Source organism: Yoonia litorea (assembly GCF_900114675.1).
Lineage (GTDB): Bacteria > Pseudomonadota > Alphaproteobacteria > Rhodobacterales > Rhodobacteraceae > Yoonia > Yoonia litorea.
In genome coordinates, this window is record NZ_FOZM01000001.1 from 1,311,112 (window position 1) to 1,328,709 (window position 17,598).

Here is a 17,598-nt window from a genome sequence, read left to right on the forward strand (position 1 = left end):
GCCGACGGTGCGCAAGGCACCGTCGGCACCTGTTCACTTACTTCACCGAGCCAGCCAGCAGGCCGCGGACAAGGTACTTCTGCATCGCGAAGAAGACGGCCAGCGGCACCGCAATCGACACGAAGGCAGAGGTTGCGAGGATTTCCCAATCGCCACCGCGTGTCCCCAGAAGCTCCACGATCTGCTTGGTCATGACAGTTGTCTGACCTGATGCGTCGATCAGGAATACGAGCGCCACAAGCAGGTCGTTCCAAGTCCAGAGGAACTGGAAGATCGCGAAGGAGGCCAAGGCAGGGAATGACAGCGGCAGAATGATCTTGGTGAAGATCTGGAAGTCTGACGCACCGTCCACTTTTGCATTCTCGATAATGTCACGCGGCAGGCCAACCATATAGTTGCGCAGCAGATAGATCGCGAGCGGCAAACCAAAGCCGGTATGTGCAAGCCACACCCCGAGATACCCCTTGCCGATACCGACTGCGTTATGCAGTGACAGCAGCGGGATCAGCGCCAATTGCAGTGGCACAACCAAGAGCCCGACGACCGCCGCAATCAGCAATGCGCGTCCCGGGAAATCCATCCAAGCCAGCGCATAGGCCGCAAAGGCCGCGATCAGGATCGGGATGATCGTCGCAGGAATAACCACGGTAAGCGTGTTGAAGAACGCTTTTGCCATGCCCTCGGAGTTGTCTTCGTCAAACAGAACGAAATTGTAGTTCTGCAGTGTGAAGTCCGGTGGCGTCACAACGTCCATAAAGACACGCTGCGCCCGTCCTGAGATCTGATCGTCGTTACCCTCCCACACGTAGGCACCATCGGCCTGAAGTGTGAAGGTTTCACCGTCGCCAAGATCGGCTGTCTCACCTGGCTGGAACGCACTTAGATCACGGCTGGACGTTGCCCACGCCTCAAGCGTTCCTTCGAACTCCTGCCCATCAAAGATGTTGCCTTCGACCATGAAGCGACCATTGCCGAGATCAACGCGGCTATCGTCGGGGTCGGCGGCACGGATCTGAATCGTCTGTTCTGCAGGGAACATTGATGACCACCAGCCCGAAGCCGTGATCTGGTCACCTGTCCGGAAGGAGGACACAAACAGACCAAGCGTTGGAAACAGCCACAGCAAGACCAAAAGGACGACGGAGATATTAAGCGCCCAGACAACTGCGGGCTTCTGTCCTGAAATGCCATCCATTAGCGCATCTCCTTCCGAGCATTATAGACGTTCCAGACAAGGATTGGTGTCACCATCAGCATGATAATCATGGCGGATGCGGACCCCATGCCCCAGTCGTTTGCACGGAACAGTTTGTCGTACATGTAATTGGCCAAAACCTGCGTTTCCCACTGACCGTTCGTCATCGCAAAAACGATATCGAAAACTTTGAGCGTCGCGATAGTAATGGTCGTCCAGACCACAACGATCGTGGACATGATTTGCGGCACCTTGATCTTGAAGAAGATTTGGAAGGGGTTGGCGCCATCGATAATGGCCGCCTCGACTGTCTCTTCAGGAATGCCACGCAAGGCGGCAGACAAGATCACCATCGCAAAACCGGTTTGAATCCAGATCAGAACAGCCATCAGGAAGAAGTTGTTCCAGAAGGGGATTTGCAACCACTGCTGCGGTTCAGTGCCACCAAATGTCAAGTAGAGGTGATTGAGGATACCGATCTGCGCCACGTCTTCAGGACGAGCTTCGTAGATCAGTTTAAAGATAACCGCCGCACCAACAAACGAGATCGCCATTGGCATAAAGACGATTGATTTTGCAATGTTGCCCCAGCTGAGGCGGTCCGTCAGCTGCGCCGCCAAAAGACCGAAACCGGTCGCAGCGGCAGGCACGGTGATCAGCCAAAGCACGTTGTTCCACATCGCTTCGCGGAACTTCGGCTCGGCAAACATCTGGGTGTAATTTTCAAGTCCGACGAAATCCAGACGACCACCCGGACCGCGCTCCATAAAGCTCAGGTGCAGGGTCGCAAAAACCGGATACGCCAGATAAAGGCCAAGAGCCAGGATCGCAGGCAGTAGAAACAGCCACGGGCGGATCATGTTGGCGCGGTTGATGTTCCGCCCCGCATTCGGCCCGGTGGGCTTAAACAGCACCTTATCGAGCAGCAAGTTCGATCCGTAGAAGTAGGCGAGACAACCCCCTACCCCGATAATGATCGTGAAAAGTCCAAGAATTGCTGGATGCATGGCTCCCTCCCCGTAGCGATCCATCTCATTGAGCAGCGTGAGGGCTGCTGGTGAGTTCGGGCAGATTAGCCGCCCGAACCCTTATTTTTGTGACCTAAAGTCGGTCGCGATTACTTGATCGCGTCCCAGCTTTCCTGGATGGAGTTGGCAACATCTTCTGCGGACGCACCACCAACATAGTCAACCATGCCGGTCCAGAATGTGCCTGCACCGATGGCGCCTGGCATCAGGTCGGAACCGTCAAAGCGGAATGTTGTGGAGTTCAACAGGATTTCGCCCTGACCGCGCAGTGTTGCGTCGGCATATGCGTCCAGGTTCACACCGGAGTGTGGTGTCAGGAAGCCTGTCTGCGCCATCATGACTTCGTGTGCGAGTGGCTGCTGGAGGAACTCCATGAAGGCCATTGTCGCGTCGGAAGCTTCGGTCACAGCCATCAGTGTGCCGCCGCCAAGAACCGGGTTACCCAGATCTTCGCCTGCGAAGGATGGGAAGTAGAAGAAGTCAGCATCTTCACCGATCACAACGTCTTCTGGCATGAATGCCGGAATGAACGATGCCTGCTTGTGCATGTAGCACTGAGCTGGCGAAGTGAAGAGACCTGCAGGGCTGTCGCGGAAGTCGGTCGAACCAACAGCAGCGGAGCCACCTGCAACCATGTCGTCATTCTTGGCAAACATGCCGAATGTTTCGATGGCGTTGATCACTTCTGGCGAGTTGAACGGCAGTTCGTTGGTCACCCATGCGTCATAAGTCTCTGGGGACTGTGTACGCAGCATGATGTCCTCGACCCAGTCGGTTGCTGGCCAACCTGTTGCAGGACCGGAACCCAGACCGATGCACCAAGGTGTCTCACCGTCAGCAATCATCTGCTCAGACAGTGCGATCAGGTCTTCCATTGTCTCAGGCACTTCGTAGCCTGCATCCTCGAAGTTCTCTGGCACATACCAGACAAGCGACTTGACGTTGACGTTGTAGAAGAAGCCGTAGAACTGATCGTCGCCGTTTGCGTCGGCATATGTGCCGAGATCAACCCAGGACTGACCAGCGGCGTAGTTGTCGCCAACCCAAGCTGCCATGTCGTCGCCAAGTGGATCAAGCAGACCCTGTGCTGCCATTGTCGCGGCCAGACCTGGCTGCGGGAAAACGGCGATGTTTGGCGGGCTGCCTGCTTCTGCGTCGATTACGATCTGCTGCTCGAAGCCGTCAGAGCCTGTGTAAGTCACGTTGGCGCCAGTGGCGTCTGTGAAGTAAGCAATCGCAGAGCGGAAGATGTCATCTTCTGGGCTCAACCATGGTCCGAAGATTGTAACGTCCTGACCGGAAAGATCAGGTGCGCTTTCGGCCCATGCGCTGTACTCGTCCCAGCTGAAGTCGCCTTCGCCGGGTGTAAATACAAGGTGACCACCGGCATTGACGGAACCAGCCGTCAAAGCAACCGCTGCCGCACTGGCATACAGTTTCATTTTCATAAATTGTCCTCCCAAGGCGCCGAACCGGCGCATACTTTCGATACCCAGATGCTTCTCGCACCATGCAGCGCAAAGGAATCGCTTCCCAAAGCGCTTTGGATTTGGCAACATTCTGAAAAATGTTAGCGCCTGTCAACACTCCTGTGCCGCGGCAAAAAATCACTTGGTTTTCCGCGCGAATGTGTTACTGAAACGATTACGTCGGGACTTTTGCGCTGAAAACTGCGGTCATCGGCACTGTTAAAAGCGCTTTGGACGATTTGGCGTAACTATGAACTTAAAAGAGCTTTCGAAGAATTTGGGGTTGAGCCAAACGACGGTGAGCCGCGCACTCAACGGTTACCCCGAAGTGAGCGACGCGACACGTCTGCGCGTACAAGAAGCCGCCAAGGCGCATAACTACAGCCCAAGTAATCGTGCAAAAGGCCTCGCGACAGGACGGGCTTTGGCGATCGGTCATGTGATCCCCGTCTCGAACCGGCACGAGATGGTGAACCCGATCTTCGGGGATTTCATCGCCGGCGCTGGCGAGACCTATTCTCGGCGCGGATACGAAATGGTCCTGTCCGTGGTCGACGATGAAAACGAGCACAAGGTCTATGAGAGCCTGAGCAGCAGACGCGCGGTTGACGGCGTCGTCGTTCACGGCCCAAGGATGGGTGATAGCCGCATTGCCCATCTGCAAAAGATCGGCCTGCCCTTCGCGGTGCATGGTCGCGCTTCGGGATTGGATTCCACCTACACGTGGCTCGACGTCAATAACCGCCGTGCCTTCGAACGGGCGACGAATTTCCTGATTGATCTCGGGCACCGGCGGATTGCGATCATCAACGGGCTGGAGGTTATGGATTTTGCCTACCGCAGGCGCGAAGGCTACAAATCCGCTCTGGGCGCCAATGACCTCCCCATTGATCCCAAAATTATGCGATCCGGCGAGATGACCGAGGTCTTTGGCTACGAATCCGCGCGTGACATGCTTGACGATGACGATGCGCCGACGGCGTTTGTCTGCTCCTCGCTGGTCTGCGCCCTTGGTGCACGGCGTGCCATTGAAGAACGTGGCCTTGTGATGGGGAAGGATGTGTCCATCGTGACCCACGACGATGCGCTGTCATATCTGCAGAACGGACGTGATGTCCCGATCTTTACTGCGACACGATCATCTGTCCGCGAGGCCGGCCGCCGCCTTGCGCAAATGCTACTGGACCAAATCGCAAACCCGCAAAGCCCGCCGCAGCAAGAATTGCTTGAGGCTGAATTGATGGTGGGGAGCTCTACCGGCCCTGCCCCGCGAAAGGACTGACAATGGATTTCAGACGATCCGACTTCCCCGATGACTTCATTTTCGGGGCAGCAACCGCTGCTTATCAAATCGAAGGCCACTCTTTTGGCGGTGCAGGTCCGACCCATTGGGACACATTCGCGGCCGGTCCGGGCAATGTTGTGCGTGCAGAGGATGGTGCAGTCGCTTGCGATCATTACCACCGCTACGAAGAAGACCTCGACATTCTGAAGAACGGCAATTTTGACGCCTACCGGTTTTCAACCTCATGGGCGCGTGTGATGCCGGATGGCCGTACCGTGAATCCAGAAGGCCTTGATTACTATGATCGTCTGGTTGACGCGATGCTTGCGCGGGGTCTGAAGCCTTTTCAGACGCTCTATCATTGGGAGCTACCTTCGGCACTTGCCGACAATGGCGGCTGGATGAACCGCGACACCTGCCAATATTTCGGTGACTTCACAGATGTCATCACCGCACGGATCGGGGATCGTGTCGACGCGATTGCGACGATCAACGAACCTTGGTGCGTTTCATACCTTTCGCATTTTCTGGGCCACCATGCGCCGGGATTGCGCGACATTCGCGCTGCTGCACGGGCGATGCATCATATCAATCTTGCCCATGGCGTCGGTCTTTCGCGTTTGCGCAGTCACGGTATGAAGAATTGCGGTGTCGTGCTGAACTTCGCCCATACAGAGCCAAAAGACGACAGTGCGGCGGCCGCACGCGCAGCGGCGGTCGGTGACGCGATTGCAAACAGGTGGTTTATTGAAGCGATTGCCAAGGGCTCCTATCCGCAAGAGGCGCTAGAAGGTCTTGAGCCCCATATGCCGGACGGGTGGCAGGACGATATGGCCGAGATCAGCCAGCCGATGGATTTTCTGGGCATCAATTACTACACGCGCAATCTGGTTCATGCGGATCCTGACGCCGTCTGGCCGCATGTGGCCGCCGAAGATGGCCCGGGAGACAAAACCCAGATGGGTTGGGAGATCTTTCCCCAAGGCTTGCACGGCTTCCTGACGCGGATGTCGCGCGACTATGTGGGCGATATGCCAATTTATGTCACTGAAAACGGGATGGCTTGGGATGATCACGTCGAAAACGGATCTGTCTACGATCCCGTGCGCATGAAATTCGTCTCAGATCACATTCTCGCAGCAAAAGATGCGATTGCTGATGGTGTCAATGTGAAGGGCTTTTTCTATTGGTCGTTGCTCGACAATTACGAATGGGCGTTTGGCTATGAAAAGCGCTTCGGCATGGTCCATGTCGATTTTGAGACCTTGAAGCGCACGCCGAAAGCATCTTATGAGGCGATTAAATCAGCCATTTCGCGCTAAGAGGTCACCATGGCACACCCGCAGAACACCTACTCGCTTGTCGCCGATATTGGCGGAACAAATACACGCGTCGCGCTGGCTGACGGGCGCGAGATCGTCGACGGGACCATCCGTCGTTACAGCAATGCGGAGTTTCCGGGGCTTGAATCTGTTTTGCGCCGGTACATCGAGGATGAGGGCGGTGTGGACCCGATCGCCGCTTGTATTGCAGTCGCCGGACCCGTGCGTGATGGGCGTGCGACCATGACCAATCTCGACTGGACGATGGACAAAGACACCCTCGCCCGTGCGACCAAAGCCGAAACAGTCGCGATCCTGAACGATCTGCAAGCGCAGGGTCATGCGCTCGGCTATATCGACGAGGCTAACATTCGCACGATCCTTGACGGGCCAGCAGACAAGGCCACAGCCGCAAAGCTTGTCGTCGGCGTCGGAACAGGGTTCAACGCTGCACCGGTTTTCGACGTTGAACACGGGCGGATTGTAACACCATCGGAAAGCGGTCATGCCAACCTGCCCATCCGCGACGAGATGGAGTTGCGCCTGTGTCAGTTCGTGTCCACGGCGCATGGTTTCCCGGCTGTTGAAGATGTTCTTTCGGGCCGCGGACTGGAACGGGTCTATGCGTTCCTGGGTCAAGAAGCGAATGACCACAAGGAAATGGCCGCCAAAGATATTATGGCCGCCTGCGCCTCAGGTAGTGATGACCGTGCAGTTGCCGCGGCAAGGTTGTTTACGCGGATGCTGGGGACCGTTTGCGGAAACCTTTCGTTGATCCAACTGCCGTTCGGCGGTGTCTACCTTGCAGGTGGTGTGGCCCGCGCATTCGCGCCGCACCTGAACCAGTTCGGATTTGGCGAAGCGTTCCGCGACAAGGGCCGTTTTGCAGGTTTCATGGGCAACTTCGCAGTGCGTGTGATCGAAGACGATTATGCCGCCCTGACAGGATCGGCTGCTCACCTTGTCGCGCTGACGGGGCGTGGATAGAGGCTGGCATAAGTTGAGGTTCGTGGCGTAAGCCTCTGAAATTTTGCACGATAAATATCTCATTGCTTCGGCGCCACCCGATGTCGGATTTTGCTTACATCATCTAAGCCGGTTCTAGTTCGCCTTGCAGCTGTCCTTGCACGGCTTGCGTGAGCGCTGTCAGAGAAAACGGCTTTGGCAGGAACACCGCATTCGGAATCGGGGCCTCTCCGTCCTCGAAGGCGTCTTCCGGATAACCTGACACAAAGACCACTTGCGTCTCAGGGCGTGTCTTGAGTGCTTGCCTGACCCATGTTGGCCCATCGAGCCCGGGCATGATCACGTCAGTCACAAAGACATCAACCTTCAGTTCAGGGTCTTCAAGCATTTTGAGCGCCGCCTCAGCGCATGCCGCTTCAAGGACAGAAAAACCTTTCAGACTGAGTGCCCGTGAGGCGAAGGCACGTACTGGCGATTCGTCCTCGACCAATAGGACGACCCCTTCGGCCTTCCCCCCAAGCTGCGGTGTTTCGGGCGGGCGCGGGACGGCGACGACCTCATCTGAGCGTGCATCATGCTTTGGAAAAAGCAGCGAAAAAGTCGTCCCTTTTGCGACCTCGCTTTCGGCAAAAATGTAGCCACCCGTCTGCTTTACAATGCCATAGACCGTTGAGAGCCCCAGCCCGGTGCCCTCTCCTGTGCGTTTGGTTGTAAAGAACGGCTCAAAGATCTTTGGCAGCTTCTCTGGCGTAATTCCGCTCCCTTCATCAACGACATTGACGACGACATATTCGCCGGGGGGGACGACGACGCGATCTTTGCGCATTTGGGCATCAAGCGTCAGATTATGGGTCACAACACGGATTTTGCCGCCCTTCTGCATCGCATCGCGGGCGTTTACCACGAGGTTCATCAGCACTTGTTCAAGCTGCCGCCGGTCTGCCCTGATCGGGGCAAGCCCATCTTCATGTTCGAGCATGAGCGTTATCTTTTCACCGACCAAACGGTTCAAAAGGTGTGTGAGGTCGGACAAGGTATCTCTCAGATCGATGGTCTCGAACTGCAGGTTCTGCTTTCGCGAGAATGCCAGAAGTTGGCCCACGAGGCTCGCTGCACGATTTGTATTCTGATGAATCTGGATCAGATCGGCGTAGTTCTGATGGCCTTCGTCATGCCTGAGCAAAAGCAGATCACAGTGACCCGAAATCGCCGTCAAAAGGTTATTGAAGTCATGCGCTACACCGCCCGCCAACTGTCCAATCGCCTGCATTTTCTGGCTTTGCACGAACTGCGCCTCGAGCGTTTTAAGTTCAGTCACGTCGTTCAGAACCGCAATAAGATGCAGCCCGTCACCTGACCCGGCAGTGCTGAGTGTGACCTGAACGAACGTGTCGCGGTGCTCGCCCCGGCCCCTGAGAAATTCCGAGACATGCGCGCCAGCCCCATTCATGGCCTGCGCCAACCAATCATTGATCGGCCTGCCGGGGCCATCAAGCACGTCCGACAAGCGCCGGCCTTGCGTCGATGCAATGCCCAGCAATTGGCGCGCCTCGCGGTTGGATGCAAGCAGCTTGCCTTCATGGCTAACCTTCAAAAGCGGAACGGGCAGATCCTCAATCGCGGCCCAGTCTGCCTCAACGTTTGGGGAGGCTTCCGCCACAGCAGGGAAAAACATGATTTGTGTCAGGTTTTCGCTGAGCGACGACACGCCCAGACGATAGTTCTGATCACCGTCTAGAGTCTCAATTCGACACCTGTCACCGTTCGACAGCGGCCAAGCTTCGATAATTTCTGTCACGTCTTTCAGAGGATTTTGAAACCAATCTCGGACCGCTCCGCCAGCAAAGCGTATTTCGCCAGTCTGGCCCACGATGATACTCGGCAGATCGGTGTCCAAATCTGCTTTGCTGAATTCCTGAATTGTCCAGATCATGCCGACACCAGCCATTCGCTTTGCAGAAAACTCTGTCAGGCCGGTCTGTGTCTGGGCAACATGATAGGCGCGGTCAGCCACTTTGAGTTGCCGTTCAAGGTCTAGCCGCACGTCTCTGTCAGTCGCGACCCAAAGTCCCAACAGATGCTCTATGGTTTCTCCATGAAACCCTGGCAGCCTGTCCCGCATTGCTTTGTTGAGATGGACGATCCTGTTGCGATCGCCGATGATGATGCTCGGTTCCCCAGACAGTTCGCAAAGCTGCTTCGCAAGCGTGAGCCGCGTCCCAGTCAATTGTGAGCGGAATGCTTGCAGCCCTGCTGCTGTCACCAGACAGGTGGCGAGAACAGCTAATGCCAATCTCACCCCTTTGTCCGGGTCGAAGGCAATAACAAACCAAAACACTACAAAAATTGAGGACGCGGCGAGGACATGGGGCAAGAACCACAATTGACCTCCCAGTCGTCTCAGTTCCCCGTCTTTCACCTGTTTGCCTCACTCTCACCAAGAAAACGCAGCAAACGCCAGAAAGGTTAAGCCAACCTTAAGTAAGCATAGACCACAGCCATAAACAACCTTTAGTTGTTTTTACTGTTTTGCCAACACAGCCATGAAAAAACCATCGCCATCAGCGTCTGGAATGCGTTGCAGCGAAGTTTCAACGCGCCAGCCAGGAAACCTCGCCGTAAACCTTTGTACGGCAGCATGATTTTCGGCTGAAAGCACAGAACATGTGGCATAGACCAACAGACCGTCGTCCGACACAAGAGGCGCTGCCGCCTCCAGAACTTCGCCTTGGGATTGTATCAAATCATCAAGGCGCGTCTGATCGAGCCGCCATTTTGCATCGGGTGTCCGCCGCCACGTGCCGGACCCACTGCAAGGGGCATCGCAGAAGACGATATCGAACGGGGCGTGGTCTTTCAGTTGGTTCGTTGCGACTTGTGTGACGATGACCCCAGCCCTCTCTGCCCGCGCGGGAAGGTCAACGAGGCGCTGTGGCGCGATGTCGTGGGCATAGATCTCGGCAATTGTCAGATCGGCAAAGGCGAGCGCCTTGCCTCCGCCGCCAGCGCAAAAATCGAGTATGCGGGTGGCCGAGTTGAACGGAACCTGTGCGACAGCCCACTGCGACGCGGCATCCTGCAATTCAACGACGCCATCGCGAAATGCGTTCGATTGCTTTACCTGTCTTGGATTGTCGGTCACCTGAAGGCATGTCGCAACGAAGGGATGCACTTTGGTTCCAATCCCGTCCGAAGCCAGTGCTGCGGCAGCCTCATCGCGGCTTGCACGCCTCAAGTTGACCCTCAGAAACACACTTGCGCGATTTTGCTGCGCTATTGCAGCGGCCTTTGCCTTGTCGCCCAAGCTTTCAACCCATAGTGGCCAAAGCCATTCCGGTACGTCACAGCGCGCAGCCTCAGTGGTCGGAGCAAAAGCGTGCCGTTCGTGAGCCTCGACCGCTGCAGGCGCATGCCCTTCGCCGTTAAACAGCGCATCAACATCCCATCCCTCACGTAACGCGAGCTGCACCATCAGTGATCGCCCGTCGCCGTCCCCTAAAGAACGCTTCGCACGCAGCGCATCGAAAACATGATCCCGAATGGCCGCCCTATCTTTCGATCCGGCAAACCGCGCGTTCCGCGCCCAAGTCGTTAATGCGCGCTCTGCTGGCGCCCCCTGCGCGATGATGTCTAGTATCTCAATTGCAGCAGCAATCCGCGCACCCGGTGTCATGGTGTCAGCCTACCCGGTAGTTCGGGCTTTCGCGTGTGATCTGCACGTCATGGACGTGGCTTTCCTTCAGGCCGGCACCTGTGATTTTCACGAACTGGCAGTTGCGGCGCATTTCATCCACGGTTGCACAGCCTGTATAGCCCATCGCTGCCCGCAACCCCCCGACAAGCTGGTGCACAACGGCGTGTGCTGATCCTTTGTAGGGGACCTGCCCTTCGATCCCTTCCGGAACCAGCTTGTCGCTGGCTGCCTCTTTTTGGAAGTACCGATCCGCAGAGCCGCTCGCCATCGCGCCGAGCGAACCCATACCTCGGTAGGATTTGAATGACCGCCCTTGATACAGGATCACCTCACCCGGAGATTCGTCGGTGCCTGCAATCATACTGCCAACCATCGCACATGAGGCACCGGCAGCGATTGCCTTGGCAAAGTCGCCGGAGAACTTGATCCCGCCATCGGCAATGACAGGTGTGTCGCCCGCACCAGATGCACAGTCCATGATTGCGGTCAGCTGCGGCACGCCGACGCCAGCAACCATACGTGTCGTGCAAATGGATCCGGGGCCAATCCCCACCTTCACCGCATCAGCACCTGATCCAATCAGCGCCCGCGCCGCCTCTGCCGTTGCGATATTGCCAGCCACGATCTGCACCTCGTTGGACAGCTTTTTGACCCGCTCGACGGTTTTGGCCACACCTTCCGAATGCCCATGCGCTGTATCGACGACAAGCATGTCCACACCAGCATCAATGAGTGCCTCGGACCGCTTAAAGCCCGCATCACCGACACCGGTTGCAGCAGCCACGCGCAGACGGCCCAGCTTATCCTTGCAGGCCATCGGGTTCAGCACCGCCTGCTCACTGTCTTTCAGGGTCAGAAGCCCTGTCAGCTTGCCTTGTGCATCGGTAATCAAAAGCTTCTCGATCCGGCGTGCTTGCATCAATGAGCGCGCCTCATCCAGATCTGCGGGCTCTTGCAACATGGCGAGATTATCGGTGGTCATCATGACGCTGACGGGTGTGGTGTCATCCTGCGCAAAGCGCATGTCGCGGTTTGTCACAATCCCGACGATCCGCCCGTCTTCTGACACAACCGGAAAGCCGGTGATCCGATAACGGTCCATCAGTGCCTTGGCGTCAGCAAGCGTTTGATCCGGGCGCAGCGTAACGGGGTTATAAACGGTGCCAGACACGAAGCGTTTGACGCGGCGGATTTCTTCGGCCTGCTGGTCGACGCTCAGGTTCTTGTGCACCACCCCGATGCCTCCGGCTTGCGCCATGGCAATTGCCATACGCCGCTCGGTCACCGTGTCCATTGCGCTTGAGAGCAATGGAATGTTCATCCGGATCGATTTGGTCACGAAGGTTGATGTGTCTGCCGTGGATGGCAGGACGCTCGACGCCCCTGGCACAAGCAACACATCGTCAAAGGTAAGTGCCTCGCGAATCTCCATCAACCTATCTCCGTTGTCGTGGGTGCGTTGGCACGTCCCTATTGCATGGATGCGACAAGGGGGAAAGCCTTAAGTGGATGCAGCCCCGCTAGGCGGCGCGTTCACGTAAGGTCGGCAGGCTTTCGAGTTCGGCAATATCGCGGTTGTTTGCGGCGTCAGCGCGTATCTTGGGCGCTATGGCTTTTGCGGCATTGGTGTACTTTTCATCACCAAGGACACGTGTCAGCACCTTCGCAATGTTGCCGGCAGTGGGCTTTGCCCGTAGACCCAGACCGCGTGCCACGATCCTTGCTGCGGTATCATCCTGGTCACGCCCCATCGGAAGCGCCACAAGTGGAACACCACACGACAGCGCCTTCATCACCGAGCCATGACCGCAGTGTGTCACGAACGCATCGGCATGCGGCAGCAGCAGCCCGTGAGGCGCATATGGCACCAGTCTGACGTTCTCAGGCGGATCAAAGTCAGAGAGGCGCATAGCAGGTCCGGTTGTCACGATACCCTTTACCCGCTGTCCTGTGGCGGTGCGGAGGCGACCGAGCGCCTTGATCACCTGTTCCAGATGCCCCGCCTGATTCTGGAACGTCGTGGACAAGCTGGCCAGCACAAGCGGTTGTCCTGCGTCTCTCTCTAGCAACTCTGCATCAAGGTCCGTTCCTATCGCGGTTGTGTCACCAAGATGCGGCCCGACGTAAACGAGGTTCTGCGGTGCTGGCGTCATCAAGAAATCGAAGTGTTCGCTGGTCTGGACAAGTATCCGGTCGGCCCTTGCGAACTGATCAAAGGCGCGCGCCAATGGTGCAAGTCCATAGGCCTGCCTTGCTGCGTTCAGCGTCGGTAGAAAGCCATTGCCGATGCGATGCATGAAGCCATTGACCGCCTGATCGCGCAATCGTCCCAATGGTCCTTTTGCCGGTCGCATTCCAGCGGTGGGTTTGCCTGGGCCAGGCAGCATATTCACACAGTGCACAAGGATCGCCGAACTGATCCCGCGCGCCTCTGCCGGAATGATCGCAGACGGTAGCAACCAATCCGCAACCACAACGTTAGGCCGCACTTCGGCCACAACTTCGTCGGTCTGTTCGGCAATTGCCAAACTCGGACCGAAAAGCAGCGTTCGCATTGTGTCTTTCAATGCCGCCGGTGGGGAGCTCTGCCGCCAGTCCTGCAACAGAACCTCATCGGCGCTCTCACGCGTCAATACACGCTGGAACGCGCGAAATTCAGCACCGATTGCCAGAATACGGGCACGCATGCAGGGTTCTGCGAGGATGACGACCCGGTGACCGCGCTTGACCAGTTTTTCTGCAACGCCAAGAACAGGTGGAACGTTGCCGCCGCCCTCCCACGTCACGAAGAGGTAGGTTCGAGGATCGATCATGGCTCATCCCTTTCGTTCGACACCTCGTTGATGATGCCAGTGACAAGTCTCGTCATCGTAGCAGCGACGGCATCTGCAGGGCGTTCGAGGTCGCGCCGCAGAAGCTTCCAGACCAACAAATCGGTGGCCGCAACAACAGCATCCAGTTCAAGTTGCGTGACCTCGTCCACAGTGGCACCGGAATAGAGCGCCAATAATTCGTGGCACCATTGCCGATGAAAAGCCTGACCATGCGCCACGACCTTTGCCGCGGCTGGGCTTGTATGAATGACGGCCAAGGTCCGCAGGACTGCTTCACCATCCGCATCGTAGTGGGCGACCAAGGTATCTATCTGCGTGCGCAGATCTGCATCTGCATCCAGCTGCCGCGCGTCCTCAATCCCAGAAGCGCGGTCCGCAATGACTTTATCGAGCAATCCCTCTTTTGAGCCGAAATGCCGGATAATGGTCTGCACAGTGACACCTGACTGATCTGCGATCGCTTGCAGCGTCACCTTATCCAGATCCTCCTGTCGCCACAGATCGACAAAAGCCTTCATTACAGCGCGCTGTGTTTTCACCACAGCGGCGGCGCGGTTTGTCTGTTGATAACGACGTTTTTCAAATTTCATGTTAGTTATACTAACACGAATTATCTGATTTTGGCCAGAGCTTTGTCGGCAGGCACATTCTGACCACCACACCATGCCGCTCCCCATAATCATTATGACGGATATGAGCCTTCAACTTGGGCCACCGACAGCTAAATTCTGCGCAAGAGTTATGGGTGCGCAGCATGTCGAATGATCCACTGGTTATCTTTACCCCGTCGGGCAAGCGCGGGCATTTTCCGGTGGGCACGCCTGTCTTGACGGCAGCACGCCAGCTCGGTGTCGATCTTGACTCGGTCTGCGGCGGCCGCGGCATTTGCTCGAAATGTCAGATTACCCCGTCGTATGGCGAGTTTCCGAAGCATGGCGTCACTGTCGCAGAAGATGCGCTGTCCCCTTGGAATGCCGTAGAGCAGCGATATGACGACAAGCGCGGGCTGAAAGCAGGGCGTCGTCTGGGATGTCAGGCGACCGTGCAAGGGGACATCGTGATTGATGTGCCCGCAGAAAGCCAAGTCCATAAACAAGTCGTGCGCAAGCGTGCAGAAGCCCGTGACATCGTTATGAACCCATCGACGCGCCTCTATTATGTGGAGGTGGCCGAGCCAGACATGCACGATCCATCTGGCGATCTGGAGCGTCTGGTCACAGCCTTGCAAAACGACTGGGATCTGCCTGCACTTGAGGCTGATCTTTCGGTGCTCCGCTCTATGCAATCCGCTTTGCGAAAAGGCGGATGGAAGGTCACGGTCGCGGTGCATCTGGGCGACGCCGTCTTTAGTCCGAGGATCATCCACATCTGGCCCGGTTTCTACGAAGGCACGATCTATGGTCTGGCCGTTGATCTTGGGTCCACGACAATCGCGGGCCACCTCTGCGATCTGCAAACCGGCGAAGTTGTCGCCTCATCTGGCATCATGAATCCTCAGATCCGCTTTGGCGAAGATCTGATGAGTCGCGTGAGTTATGGGATGATGAACCCCACAGGCTCTGACGAAATGACCCGCGCTGTCCGCGAAGGCATGAATGCCTTGTTCGTCCAGATCGCGACAGAGGCAGGGATCGACCGCAGCCTGATCATGGACGCGGTGTTTGTTTGCAACCCTGTCATGCATCATCTGTTTCTTGGGATTGACGCCTATGAACTGGGTCAGGCCCCGTTTGCATTGGCCACATCCGAGGCAATCTCGCTGCGGGCAAACGAGCTTGATCTGAACCTGCACTCGGCCGCGCGCGTCTATATCCTGCCCTGCATTGCCGGTCACGTTGGCGCCGATGCAGCGGCAGTCGCGCTGTCAGAAGCGCCAGACAAATCCGACGATCTGGTCCTGATTGTCGATGTCGGCACAAACGCCGAAATCATTCTGGGAAATACCGAAAAGGTTCTTGCCTGTTCCTCACCCACCGGACCGGCCTTTGAGGGTGCGCAGATCAGCTCAGGTCAGCGCGCAGCCCCCGGCGCCATCGAACATGTCCAGATTGATCCTGTCACGAAGTTGCCGCGCTTTCAGGTCATCGGCAGTGAGCTTTGGTCTGATGAAGAAGGATTTGAGGCAGCGATTGCGCAAACCGGTGTCACCGGCATTTGTGGGTCCGGCATCATCGAAGTGATCGCAGAGATGCGACTTGCAGGTATTGTCGATGGACCCGGACTGATCGGATCGGCAGAACAGACAGGATCGCCGAACTGCTTTCAGGATGGGCGCACCAACTCGTATCTTCTCTATGATGGAACGGCCAACGGCGGGCCGATGATCACGGTAACAAACACCGACATTCGCCAGATCCAGATGGCCAAGGCCGCTCTTTACTCCGGTGCACGGCTTTTGATGGATAAGTTCGATGTCGATAAGGTGGATCGCGTTGTTCTGGCGGGGGCCTTCGGGGCACACATCAGTCCCAAACATGCGATGGTTCTGGGCATGATCCCTGATGCGCCGCTCGACAAAGTGACCAGCGCTGGCAACGCTGCCGGAACCGGCGCGCGAATTGCCTTGCTCAACACACAGGCGCGACGCGAAATCGAAGCGACCGTGCACAAAATTCACAAGGTTGAAACAGCGATCGAGCCGCGCTTCCAGGAGCATTTCGTGAACGCCTCTGCGATCCCCAATGCGGTCGAGCCGTTCCCAATACTGGAAACGGTCGTCACACTTCCGGAGGTAAACCACAACACGGGCGGTGGTGGTGAAGGTGGCAGAAGACGCCGCCGCGCAAGATAGGCTGACAATGGCATAGGGTGTCTTTGCCGCCCCCAATCACTCTTGACGACGCCTCTTGCGCAGCTTACGCCATCAAGCTGCGCGGGTATGGTGAAAAGGTATCACGAAAGCTTCCCAAGCTTCAGTTACGGGTTCGATTCCCGTTACCCGCTCCATCCATTTCCTGATGAGGCCGCTATGCCAGAGATTGTTCGCAAGTATACCACCGCGCGTATGTCGCAATTGGTGATCCACAACGGCATTGCCTATCTTGCCGGACAGGTCGGCGCGGAGGGGAAAAGCGTCACCGTACAAACCGAAGCGGTGCTCGAAAAGATCGACGCACTTCTGCAAGAAGCGGGCACGAACAAGTCAAACCTGCTCACAGCGCAGATCTGGCTTTCAGACATTACGACCCAGTTTGCCGATATGAACACGGTCTGGGATGCATGGGTGCCAGAAGGCAGCGCGCCTGCAAGATGGACCGGCGAGGCCAAGCTTGCGACCCCCGACTACCACGTCGAGATCATCGTGACGGCGGCAATCTAGGGTTAGAGATAAAAGAGCGCCGTCAAACCTGCCAGTCCAATAGGAAGGCTGAGTGGGATCACTTGCTTTGCCATGACATGCCATTTGCTGTCCTCCGATCCTGCCAACTTGCGGATCTGGATGACGACGAAGGCGCAGATAAAGAAGTAGGCAAGAAACGCCAAAAACGTGAAAAACGCCTTACTGAGCGGGACAAACAGCACCGTGCCACCCAACAGCTTGACGGCGCCCGCTCCCATGCCGCCGACAGCAAAGAGCGCAAGCCCACCGACAAAAACAGCGACAGCCAATCCGATCTGCCAGTAAAGCGCAGTGCGATCCGGCGTGATGAAGGCCAAGACCACAAACAAAAGAAGTGGCGTCGCGGCGATCCAGTTCGGGATGCGTCCTGTTCTAAGCTCGATCAGCATTGCTGCGATCAGCACCGCAGCCATCGCGTAGTTTACCAATTCAGGGGCCATCATCTGCCTCATGCCTCATCTGTTT

General features: G+C 56.7%; 14 protein-coding genes and 1 tRNA gene. 6 read left to right on the plus strand and 9 right to left on the minus strand.

From position 1 onward, the window contains the following. Positions 1–37 precede the first annotated feature (37 nt). The 3 genes from BM316_RS06850 to BM316_RS06860 form a co-directional block, all read right to left on the minus strand. Positions 38–1,195 carry a carbohydrate ABC transporter permease gene (locus BM316_RS06850; protein ID WP_090205645.1) on the minus strand — a complete coding sequence of 386 codons (1,158 nt, stop codon included), beginning with the start codon at positions 1,193–1,195 and terminating at the stop codon, positions 38–40. Next, positions 1,195–2,202, minus strand: coding sequence for a carbohydrate ABC transporter permease (locus BM316_RS06855; protein WP_090205646.1), 1,008 nt, complete (start codon positions 2,200–2,202; stop codon positions 1,195–1,197). Before BM316_RS06855 ends, BM316_RS06850 begins: the two co-directional genes overlap by 1 nt. 110 nt (positions 2,203–2,312) lie before the next feature. Continuing rightward, a complete protein-coding gene (locus BM316_RS06860) occupies positions 2,313–3,671 on the minus strand; it encodes an ABC transporter substrate-binding protein (protein WP_090207668.1) in 1,359 nt (452 codons plus the stop codon). A gap of 271 nt (positions 3,672–3,942) precedes the next feature. On the opposite strand from BM316_RS06860, the gene BM316_RS06865 reads away from it, so the two are divergent. The 3 genes from BM316_RS06865 to BM316_RS06875 are packed head-to-tail and all read left to right on the plus strand — an operon-like array spanning position 3,943 to position 7,286. Beyond that, positions 3,943–4,974, plus strand: a complete 1,032-nt coding sequence (locus tag BM316_RS06865) for a substrate-binding domain-containing protein (protein ID WP_090205649.1) — start codon at positions 3,943–3,945, stop codon at positions 4,972–4,974. 2 nt (positions 4,975–4,976) lie between these two features. Next, a complete protein-coding gene (locus BM316_RS06870) occupies positions 4,977–6,299 on the plus strand; it encodes a GH1 family beta-glucosidase (RefSeq protein ID WP_090205650.1) in 1,323 nt (440 codons plus the stop codon). A gap of 9 nt (positions 6,300–6,308) precedes the next feature. Further along, the gene (locus tag BM316_RS06875) at positions 6,309–7,286 is read left to right on the plus strand and encodes a glucokinase (RefSeq protein WP_090205653.1); all 978 of its coding nucleotides are present in this window, start codon (positions 6,309–6,311) and stop codon (positions 7,284–7,286) included. A gap of 103 nt (positions 7,287–7,389) precedes the next feature. Here BM316_RS06875 and BM316_RS06880 read toward each other — a convergent pair whose 3' ends face one another. From BM316_RS06880 to BM316_RS06900, 5 genes are all read right to left on the minus strand, one after another. Continuing rightward, entirely contained in the window at positions 7,390–9,558 is a 2,169-nt protein-coding gene (locus tag BM316_RS06880) for an ATP-binding response regulator (protein ID WP_375342231.1), read from the minus strand. A gap of 228 nt (positions 9,559–9,786) precedes the next feature. After that, positions 9,787–10,938: an RsmB/NOP family class I SAM-dependent RNA methyltransferase gene (locus BM316_RS06885; RefSeq protein ID WP_090205656.1), complete on the minus strand. Its 1,152-nt coding sequence runs from the start codon at positions 10,936–10,938 to the stop codon at positions 9,787–9,789. Between the two features lie 4 nt (positions 10,939–10,942). Continuing rightward, a complete protein-coding gene (guaB, locus tag BM316_RS06890; protein ID WP_090205659.1) occupies positions 10,943–12,391 on the minus strand; it encodes an IMP dehydrogenase in 1,449 nt (482 codons plus the stop codon). An 88-nt stretch (positions 12,392–12,479) separates the two neighbouring features. After that, positions 12,480–13,772, minus strand: a complete 1,293-nt coding sequence (locus BM316_RS06895; protein ID WP_090205663.1) for a glycosyltransferase — start codon at positions 13,770–13,772, stop codon at positions 12,480–12,482. Continuing rightward, on the minus strand, positions 13,769–14,383 hold the full coding sequence (locus tag BM316_RS06900) for a TetR/AcrR family transcriptional regulator (RefSeq protein WP_165606546.1): 615 nt from the start codon (positions 14,381–14,383) through the stop codon (positions 13,769–13,771). Before BM316_RS06900 ends, BM316_RS06895 begins: the two co-directional genes overlap by 4 nt. A 164-nt stretch (positions 14,384–14,547) precedes the next feature. Between BM316_RS06900 and BM316_RS06905 the strand changes: the two genes are divergently transcribed. The 3 genes from BM316_RS06905 (at position 14,548) to BM316_RS06915 (ending at position 17,112) form a co-directional block, all read left to right on the plus strand. After that, positions 14,548–16,584, plus strand: a complete 2,037-nt coding sequence (locus BM316_RS06905) for an ASKHA domain-containing protein (RefSeq protein WP_090205668.1) — start codon at positions 14,548–14,550, stop codon at positions 16,582–16,584. A gap of 81 nt (positions 16,585–16,665) precedes the next feature. Next, a tRNA-Gly gene (locus BM316_RS06910) sits at positions 16,666–16,739 on the plus strand. A 22-nt stretch (positions 16,740–16,761) separates the two neighbouring features. Next, complete coding sequence (locus tag BM316_RS06915; RefSeq protein WP_090205670.1) at positions 16,762–17,112, plus strand: RidA family protein; 351 nt, start codon at positions 16,762–16,764, stop codon at positions 17,110–17,112. Positions 17,113–17,114: 2 nt separating this feature from the next. Here BM316_RS06915 and BM316_RS06920 read toward each other — a convergent pair whose 3' ends face one another. After that, positions 17,115–17,585, minus strand: a complete 471-nt coding sequence (locus BM316_RS06920) for a prepilin peptidase (protein WP_090205672.1) — start codon at positions 17,583–17,585, stop codon at positions 17,115–17,117. Positions 17,586–17,598: the final 13 nt, after the last annotated feature.

Excerpts from the sequence above, each read along its gene's own strand:
- BM316_RS06885 (WP_090205656.1), bottom strand. The coding sequence starts at position 10,938 with ATGACACCGGGTGCGCGGATTGCTGCTGCAATTGAGATACTAGACATC.
- BM316_RS06860 (WP_090207668.1), bottom strand. The coding sequence starts at position 3,671 with ATGAAAATGAAACTGTATGCCAGTGCGGCAGCGGTTGCTTTGACGGCT.
- BM316_RS06855 (WP_090205646.1), bottom strand. The coding sequence starts at position 2,202 with ATGCATCCAGCAATTCTTGGACTTTTCACGATCATTATCGGGGTAGGG.
- BM316_RS06900 (WP_165606546.1), bottom strand. The coding sequence starts at position 14,383 with ATGAAATTTGAAAAACGTCGTTATCAACAGACAAACCGCGCCGCCGCT.
- BM316_RS06870 (WP_090205650.1), top strand. The coding sequence starts at position 4,977 with ATGGATTTCAGACGATCCGACTTCCCCGATGACTTCATTTTCGGGGCA.
- BM316_RS06875 (WP_090205653.1), top strand. The coding sequence starts at position 6,309 with ATGGCACACCCGCAGAACACCTACTCGCTTGTCGCCGATATTGGCGGA.
- BM316_RS06915 (WP_090205670.1), top strand. The coding sequence starts at position 16,762 with ATGCCAGAGATTGTTCGCAAGTATACCACCGCGCGTATGTCGCAATTG.
- BM316_RS06905 (WP_090205668.1), top strand. The coding sequence starts at position 14,548 with ATGTCGAATGATCCACTGGTTATCTTTACCCCGTCGGGCAAGCGCGGG.
- guaB (WP_090205659.1), bottom strand. The coding sequence starts at position 12,391 with ATGGAGATTCGCGAGGCACTTACCTTTGACGATGTGTTGCTTGTGCCA.
- BM316_RS06920 (WP_090205672.1), bottom strand. The coding sequence starts at position 17,585 with ATGAGGCAGATGATGGCCCCTGAATTGGTAAACTACGCGATGGCTGCG.
- BM316_RS06865 (WP_090205649.1), top strand. The coding sequence starts at position 3,943 with ATGAACTTAAAAGAGCTTTCGAAGAATTTGGGGTTGAGCCAAACGACG.
- BM316_RS06850 (WP_090205645.1), bottom strand. The coding sequence starts at position 1,195 with ATGGATGGCATTTCAGGACAGAAGCCCGCAGTTGTCTGGGCGCTTAAT.
- BM316_RS06895 (WP_090205663.1), bottom strand. The coding sequence starts at position 13,772 with ATGATCGATCCTCGAACCTACCTCTTCGTGACGTGGGAGGGCGGCGGC.